A 6,262-nucleotide genomic window follows, 5' to 3' on the forward strand; every position below is an offset into this window, starting at 1 on the left:
CCAACCCCGGCGCCGGGGACGGGCGCCGCGCCGGTGCCGTCGTCGGCGACGACCACCTGCACGCCGTCGTCGCCTGCCACCAGGCTGACGATCACCGACGACGCCCGGGCGTGCTTCTCGACGTTGAGCAGCCCTTCGCGGACGGCGGACACCAGCAGTGCCGTCCGTTCGGCGTCCAGCGGCGGCACCGCCGCGAGCTGCACGAACCGCGCCGGGACGCCGCAGCGCGCCTGGAACGAGCGGCAGTGCTCGGCCAGCTCGACCGGCAGCGCCCGCTCCGGGCTGGACTCCGACAGCGCCAGCAGCGACTCCCGCAACGCCCCGGCGGCCGCCGAAACGTCCCCTTCCAGCCGGTGCAGCCGAGCTTCGAGCCCCGGGTTGCCGTGCAGGTCGGCGGTCAGGTCGCGCACCTGGACGCCGATGGAGAACAGCAGCGCGCCGACCGAGTCGTGCAGCGCGCTCTGCATCCGCAGGCGTTCGCCCGCCACCGCGGCCGTCCGGTCGGTCTCGGCGACCTTGGCCAGGTGCAGCGCCGTCCCGGCGTCGAGTGCGACCTCCTCCAGCCGCCGGACGGCGTCGTCGCCGAAGTCGGCGGGCTCCCGCATGGCCGCGTAGGCGATGGCGACGGTCTCGCCGCGCGCGACGATCGGGACGGCGAGCATCGCGGCCAGTCCCTCGCCGCGCACCTGGGCGTCGAACTGGTGGGTGATGGCCGGCGAGCTGACGTAGTCGCTCACCCGCACGGGGCGGCCCAGCGCCAGCACCCGGCCGCCGATGCCCTGGCCGACCGGCACCTCGAGGTCCTGGAGGGCGTCGGTCCGGGTGCCGGACATCCAGCGGATCACGGCCAGCTCGGGCCGGTCGAGCTCGGCGACGAAGCCGGCCTTCGCGCCGACGGCCTCCCGGATCAGGCGCGCGGTTCCGTGCAGCGCGGCGACGCGGTCGAGCGTGCCGAGCAGTTTTTCGCGCTCGCGCAGCAGCTCGCCCAGCACCGCGCTGTACTCGGCGACGTGCTCCTTTGCCGTCACGCGCCCACGATCGCACACGGACTGTGGTTTCGGACATACCCGGCTGGAGAGGTACGCGGGCGCCCGGTCGACTTGAATGGGGGTGTGGAGATCCTCACCGACGCCGCCACGCTCGCGCTCTACACCACCGACGCGTCCAACTACCGCCACGTGCCCCGCGGCGTGGTGCTGCCGCGGACCGTCGACGACGTCGTCGCCGCGGTCGCCGAGGCCCGCGCCCGCGACCTGCCCGTGATCGCGCGCGGCGGTGGCACGAGCGTCGCCGGGAACGCGTGCGGGCCCGGGCTGGTGATCGACGCGTCCCGCCACCTCGGCGGGGTGCTCTCGCTGGACCCGGAGACCCGGCTCGCGCGGGTGCTGCCCGGCACCGTGCTCGACGACCTGCAGGCGGTCGCGGCCCCGCACGGGCTGCGGTTCGGGCCGGACCCGTCGACGCACAGCCGCTGCACGCTCGGCGGGATGATCGGCAACAACGCGTGCGGGTCGCACTCGGTGGCGTGGGGGCGCACGGTCGACGTCGTCCGCTCGCTGGAGGTGCTGCTCTACGACGGCACGCGGCTGCGCGTCGGCCCGGACGAGCCCACCGAGGGCCGGATCTTCGACGAGCTGCGCGCGCTGGTTCGCGACAACCTGGCGTTGCTGCGCAAGGAACTTTCGACGTGGCCGCGCCGCGTGTCCGGTTACGGGCTCGAACACCTGTTGCCGGAGAACGGGTTCGACGTAGCCAAGGCACTCGTCGGGAGCGAGGGCACGTGCGTGACGATCCTGGAGGCGACCGTCTCGCTCGCCCGGCTCCCGGACCGGAAAGTGCTGGCGGTACTGGGTTTCCCGTCCGACATCGCGGCGGCGGACGCGGTGCCGTCGATCCTGCCGTGGTCGCCGCTGACCGTCGAAGGCGTGGACGCCGAACTGGTCGCGATGCTGCCGGGCCGGGCGGGCGACCTGCCGCCGGGCGGCGCGTGGCTGTTCGTCGAGCTGGCCGGGGACGAGCCGGCTTCGCGGGCCCGCGCCTTGGCGGCGTCCCTCGATCTGACGGGCTTCGTGATCGTCGACGACCCGGCCGCGCAACGCGGGCTGTGGCGCATCCGCGAGGAGGGCGCCGGGCTCGCGACGCGGCTCGCCGACGGCTCGGAGGCGTGGCCCGGCTGGGAGGACGCCGCCGTCCCGCCCGAGCGGCTCGGCGCGTACCTACGCGAGTTCAAGGAGCTCATGCGCGCGCACGGGCGCCGCAGCGTCGTCTACGGCCACTACGGCGAGGGCTGCCTGCACCTGCGGCTGGACTTCGACCTGCTGTCGGCGTCCGGCGTCGCGGATTTCCGGCGGTTCCTGGAGGAGGCGGCGGACCTCGTCGCGGCGCACGGCGGTTCGCTGTCCGGCGAGCACGGCGACGGCCAGGCGCGGTCCGAGCTGCTGTCCCGGATGTACAGCCCGGAGATGATGGCCGTCTTCGCCCGGTTCAAGGGGATCTTCGACCCGGCCGGGCGGATGAACCCCGGCATCCTGGTGGCGCCGCGGGCGGTCGACGCGGACCTGCGCGTGCGAGCCACTTCACCGTCCTTTGAGGACACGGTGTTCCTCGGCTACCCCGAGGACCGGGGGAGCTTCGGGCAGGCGATGCGGCGCTGCGTCGGCGTCGGGAAGTGCCGCAACACCAGTGGTGGCGGCGTGATGTGCCCGAGCTACCGGGCCACCCGCGAGGAGCAGCACTCGACGCGCGGGCGGGCGCACCTGCTGGCCGAGATGATCAACGGCGAGGTCATCAAGGACGGCTGGCGCTCGTCCGAAGTGCACGACGCGCTGGACTTGTGCCTGTCCTGCAAGGGATGCCTGTCGGACTGCCCGGTCGACGTCGACATGGCGACGTACAAGTCCGAGTTCCTGCACCAGCACTACCGGCGGCGGCTGCGTCCGGCGTCGCACTATTCGATGGGCTGGCTGCCGCTGTGGCTGCGGCTCAGCGCCCGGGCGCCACGGCTGGCCAACGCGGTCGGACGGTCCCGTTTGGCGGGCTGGGTGAAACGGCTCGGCGGCATCGCGCCGGAACGGTCCCTGCCCACGTTCGCCGCCTCGCCGTTCACTCGCAGCCGGGCGGATCTGCGGCGCCGGGCTGCGGGCGAGCGCCGTGTCGTGCTGTGGCCGGACTCCTTCAACAACTACCTGACGCCGTCGGTGCTCGACGCCGCGTACGAGGTGCTCACCGCGGCGGGCTACGACGTCGTGCTCCCAGACCGCGGGGTCTGTTGTGGACTGACGTGGGTGTCGACCGGTCAGCTCGGCGTGGCCCGGCGCGTGCTGGACCGGACGCTGAGCGTGCTCGCGCCGTACCTGGAGGACGGCTACGAGGTGGCCGGGCTGGAACCGAGCTGCACGGCGCTGTTCCGCGGTGACCTGCCCGCGCTGATGCCGGGTGACGCACGCGCCTCCTTGCTGGCGTCCCGCACGTTCACCTTCGCCGAGCTGCTCGAACGGGCGCCGATCCCGTTCGCGGCGCTGGACGTCGACGCGATCACGCAGGTGCACTGCCACCAGCACGCGGTCCTCGGCTTCGGCGCGGACGAGTCGGCGCTCGCGGCGGCGGGCGTCCGGAACACCACCCTGGACGCGGGCTGTTGCGGCCTGGCAGGCAACTTCGGCTTCGAGCGCGGTCACTACGACGTCTCGAAGGCGGTGGCGGAGGACCGGATGCTCCCGGCGATCCGCGCGGCTTCGGCGGAGACGGTCGTGGTGTCGGACGGCTTCAGCTGCCGGACGCAGATCGAGCAGGAGTCCGGCCGCCGTCCGGTGCACCTCGCGGAACTACTGCGCCGCGCGTTGCCCTGACCCCCACCAAGCCGTCGCCAGCGCTTCCAGCGTCGGCTCCGGTGGTTCGGGCATTTCCTTGAAGTACCAAGGGAAGTTGCTGTAGACGTGCAGCAACGCGTAGGCCAGGCAACGGCGTTCGTCGACCGCCTGCCCGTAGCCGCCGAGGAACCGGCGCAGGAGGTCGCCGTCGCCGCTGCTCACGAACAGGCCCACCGCCACGAAGTCGTACTCCGCCGCACCGCGCATCGCGGGTTCGAAGTCGAACAGGCCCGTGACGCGGCCGTCGTCGACCATCACGTGGTCGCGCATGAACTCGGTGTGCAGCGGCACGACCGGCGGCGTCCCGAGGTCGACGCGGTCGAGGAACGCGGGGATCTGCGCCACCCACGTTTCGTCCAGTTTGGTCCGTCGGTGGTGCTCGACGACCTTCGCCCGTTGCCGCGCGACGAACTCGGTCCAGTCCGCGGGCGCCAGGACGGCCAGCCGCGGGTCGTCGACCGCGTGCAGCGTGGCCAGCAGCTCGCCCACCTCGGGCATCAGCCGTCGTTTGTCCCCTGTGGACAGGGTGGGCCAGGCTTCCTTGAGCGTCCGGCCGGGCAGCCGTTCCATCAGCAGCCAGCCCCAGCCGTCGCGTTCGCCCGCGTCCTTCAGCGCCGGGGTCGGGAGGGTGCCGTGCAGCACTTCGAGCATCGTGCGTTCGGTGGCGATCTCGTCGCGGTACAGCGGCGGGTACAGCTTGAGGACCAGGTCGTCGCCGACGGCGTACACCGGCAGTGAACCCTCGGTGAACGGCACGACGTCGTCGCGGCCCAGCAGGCCGGTGACCGCGGGCAGCAGGCCTGCGCGGGTGAGCGCGCCGAACTCGGCCTCGGTCGCGGCGGGCGGGAAGGGCACCATGACCCCGACGCTAGAGCGGGTGTCCAGCGGTTATTCGCTGCGCTCCAGCAGCGTCCGCGTCGCGGTGAGCACGAGCCGGCAGACCTCTTCGGGGTCGGCGCTGGCCAGTGGCTCCTTGCCGGAGATCTCGCGGACCAGCGCGATGCCCATCAGCCAGGCCAGCGCGAGGTCGGCACGCAGCTCGGCGTCCGGCGCGTCGGTCAGCGTCGCCAGCACCTGCGCGTACTCCTCGCCGATCTCCTGCCGGATCGCGGCCGCGACGCCGTCGCTGCCCGACGAGCGCAGGTACGTCTCCAGCGTCCGGTTCCCCGCGCCGTCGGCCGCCAGCATGCTGCGCAAGGAAGCGCTGAAGAGCCGTTCGGGCGGCGTGGCGGCCAGCTGTTCGCGCCCGTTGCGCGCGATGACCGCCTCGAACAGCGCTTCCTTGCTGCCGAAGTAGCGGAAGAGCAACGACTGGTTGACCCCGGCGAGCTTGGCGATGTCCCGCACGGTCGTCCGGTCGAAGCCGCGTTCGGCGAACAGCTTCGCGGCGGCGTCGAGCAACGCCAGCCGCGTCGCGGCCGCGTCCCGCTTCCGGCCGGGCTGTTCGCTCACCGGTGCAGGTTAACCGGCAAACCGGACGTCCGTGCGCCCGCCTAGCCGCCGGTCCGGCAATGCGCCCCAAGGTGGCCTTGGTTGCGTCTGACGCACCGAAGGCCGCCTTGGGTGCGTCAGACGCACCGAAGGCCACATTGGGGTTGTTTCATCCTGGTTGTGGCTGGTCAGGGTGTCGGGTTCGTGGTGGTTGCCTGTGGTGACACGAAGTGCCGCTGGGACCAGCGTGGCGAACCTGGAGATAGGTGAAGCCCTCGGCAGGATCGAGATGTGAGTCAACCATCCGCCGAGGGCTTCGGTCCTCTTTCCTACCAGGTCACCCTTCCACTGTCCGGACAGACCCTGCAGCTGGTCGCGGGGTTGATCCGTGCCCACCGCCAGCGGTTGCGGTCCCGCTGGCGCAAAGCCGGCCCCGCCCAGCAGGCACTGGTCGTCCTGGCCGTGCTGCGCGACGATCCGCGCCTGACCCACCTCGGGGCCGGCATGGGCGTGTCCGCCTCTACGGTCCGGCGGTGGGTGCTGGAAGTCATCACCCTGCTCGCCGTCCGCGCCGCCCGCCTGAACCGGGTCCTGCGACGCCAGGCCGCCCGGGCCGCGGCGGTGGTGCTGGTGGACGGCACCCTGATCCGGACCCGCCGCCGCACCGGCAAAGCCAACCGGGCCAACTACAACGGCAAACACAGACATCACGGCCTGGTCGTGCTCGCCCTGACCGACGAGACCGGCCGGTTGTTGTGGGTGTCGGCGGCGTTGCCGGGCAAGACGGCCGACATCACCGCCGCCCGCCGGCTGCGGATCCGCCAGCACCTGCACGCCCACGGCCTGACCCCGGCCGGGGACAAAGGCTTCCACGGCTGGCACAAAGACGTCCGCACCACCCGCGAATGCCCGGACTGTGAGGGACCGTGCGAGCAGATCGTGCTCACTCCCTACAAAGCCGA

5 protein-coding genes are annotated in these 6,262 nt (G+C 72.4%); 2 read left to right on the forward strand and 3 right to left on the reverse strand.

The window, feature by feature from the left end:
* Positions 1 to 1,028 (reverse strand): GAF domain-containing protein (locus tag G3I65_RS16975; RefSeq protein WP_160696984.1); only part of this gene is annotated, 1,028 nt, incomplete at its 3' end.
* 84 nt (positions 1,029 to 1,112) lie between these two features.
* Here G3I65_RS16975 and G3I65_RS16980 point away from each other — a divergent pair.
* A complete protein-coding gene (locus G3I65_RS16980) occupies positions 1,113 to 3,848 on the forward strand; it encodes an FAD-binding and (Fe-S)-binding domain-containing protein (protein WP_160696985.1) in 2,736 nt (911 codons plus the stop codon).
* On the opposite strand, the gene G3I65_RS16985 is transcribed toward G3I65_RS16980, so the two are convergent.
* Positions 3,825 to 4,727 carry a phosphotransferase family protein gene (locus G3I65_RS16985; RefSeq protein WP_160696986.1) on the reverse strand — a complete coding sequence of 301 codons (903 nt, stop codon included), beginning with the start codon at positions 4,725 to 4,727 and terminating at the stop codon, positions 3,825 to 3,827. The genes G3I65_RS16980 and G3I65_RS16985 overlap by 24 nt on opposite strands.
* Positions 4,728 to 4,757: 30 nt before the next feature.
* Positions 4,758 to 5,321: a TetR family transcriptional regulator gene (locus tag G3I65_RS16990; protein ID WP_160696987.1), complete on the reverse strand. Its 564-nt coding sequence runs from the start codon at positions 5,319 to 5,321 to the stop codon at positions 4,758 to 4,760.
* Between the two features lie 270 nt (positions 5,322 to 5,591).
* On the opposite strand from G3I65_RS16990, the gene G3I65_RS16995 reads away from it, so the two are divergent.
* Positions 5,592 to 6,262: transposase family protein (locus tag G3I65_RS16995; RefSeq protein ID WP_160696989.1), on the forward strand; the 671-nt coding region annotated here is incomplete at its 3' end.

Origin of the sequence: Amycolatopsis sp. SID8362 (assembly GCF_010550475.1) — a bacterium.
Lineage (GTDB): Bacteria > Actinomycetota > Actinomycetes > Mycobacteriales > Pseudonocardiaceae > Amycolatopsis > Amycolatopsis eburnea.

Coding starts and splice junctions, on each gene's coding strand:
- G3I65_RS16985 (WP_160696986.1), bottom strand. CDS start 4,727: ATGGTGCCCTTCCCGCCCGCCGCGACCGAGGCCGAGTTCGGCGCGCTC.